The following is a 1,304-nucleotide window of genomic DNA, read 5'->3' as shown; positions in this document are numbered from 1 at the left end:
CGCTACGCTGGCCCTGCTGAAGCGCACAAGTCCATCCCCTCGCCGAGTGGCGCCTTTCGACCTCTGGGGGCAGATGACAGCAGTCGTCGCCATGACGGCCCTGACGTTCGGGGCGATAGAGACGGGCAGTGCCGGCGCTGGCGGAACATTGACGAAGCTCTCGTTTCTTATCGCCATCGCTTCGGCGTCAGCCTTTGTTTCCATGCAATTGCGCGGCGCCCACCCGATGGTACCGCCAAGCCTTTTCGGCACACGTAACCCGAAGATTGCGATGATGGTCGGCTTCACTTTCATGATGGGCTACTTCGGACTACCCTTTCTCATGAGCCTGTACCTCCAGCAACAGCGAGGGCTGTCACCGGCTGCGACCGGTATGACCTTTCTTCCGATGATGCTGATCGGACTCCTCCTCACGCCGTTCAGCACACGACTGGCGTCTCGGTTGGGTTCACGCCGTGTCATCGTCACGGGTCTCACACTGATGGCTGCCGGACTGAGTCTCGTTGCGCTTCTGCCTCCGGCGACGCCAGTGCCATTTATCGCCGCGGCAATGGTTCCGGTGGGATTGTCGGGGCCGTTAGTGGCTCCGCCTGTTGCATCGGTTCTGCTGGCCAGTGTTCCAGCCTCGCTCGCGGGTACTGCTGGTGGTGTTTTCAATACGAGCCGCCAAGTCGGCGGCGCGTTGTCGGTCGCTACGTTTGGCTCCTTGCTCGCGCGAGCTCCAAGCTTCCTGGACGGCTTTCGCATGAGCCTGCTATTGGCAGTCGGACTAGCTCTCGCCACTGCGCTAGTCAGCTTGGGAATTGAGCCAGCAAGTGCGTGACGTGTCGGAACTTTGGACCCGGCGCGAACCCGGGAGGTAATGGTCAGACGTGTCCGGGCAATTCAGACATAGCATATTTCGCTTCGATCTCTTCTATAACCCCAAGGGTGCCATCTCTTTCACGAGATGTATCAGCAAGCGCAGCCCCGTCGGCATCTGCCGCCTACTCGAGTAGTAAATATGGAAGCCCGGCTCAGTAGGCGCCCAATCACTGAGGACCAACCGCAACCGCCCTTCTTTTACGTGCTTGCTGACAAGCGGCTCAGGGAGATACATTAGACCCATCCCACCGAGCACGCCGACAAGCCCGGTCTCCGCATGATCGACGATTACCATGCGCGGTACTTTGATGGCCAGCTTCTCATCACCTTTCTCGAACTCCCAGTGGTATACCCGATCGTCTCCAAGTCGGATATTCACGCAGCGATGTTCGACCAAGTCGGTTGGATGATCTGGGGTGCCAAATCGTTCCAGGTAGCTT

Annotated in this window: 2 protein-coding genes; one reads left to right on the top strand and one right to left on the bottom strand. The window is 59.0% G+C overall.

What is annotated here, in order from left to right; all coding sequences use genetic code 11:
- A partial coding sequence (locus AC1DPR_RS32010) for an MFS transporter (RefSeq protein ID WP_477818030.1) occupies positions 1-823 on the top strand: 823 nt, incomplete at its 5' end.
- 93 nt (positions 824-916) lie between these two features.
- Here AC1DPR_RS32010 and AC1DPR_RS32005 read toward each other — a convergent pair.
- Positions 917-1,304, bottom strand: a 388-nt coding sequence (locus AC1DPR_RS32005) for a LysR substrate-binding domain-containing protein (RefSeq protein WP_477818029.1), incomplete at its 5' end; no start/stop codon positions are given.

Source organism: Rhizobium sp. 01T417 (assembly GCF_056398905.1).
The sequence above is the reverse complement of the archived record's forward strand: the minus strand, read 5'-3'. Positions and strand labels throughout refer to the sequence as shown.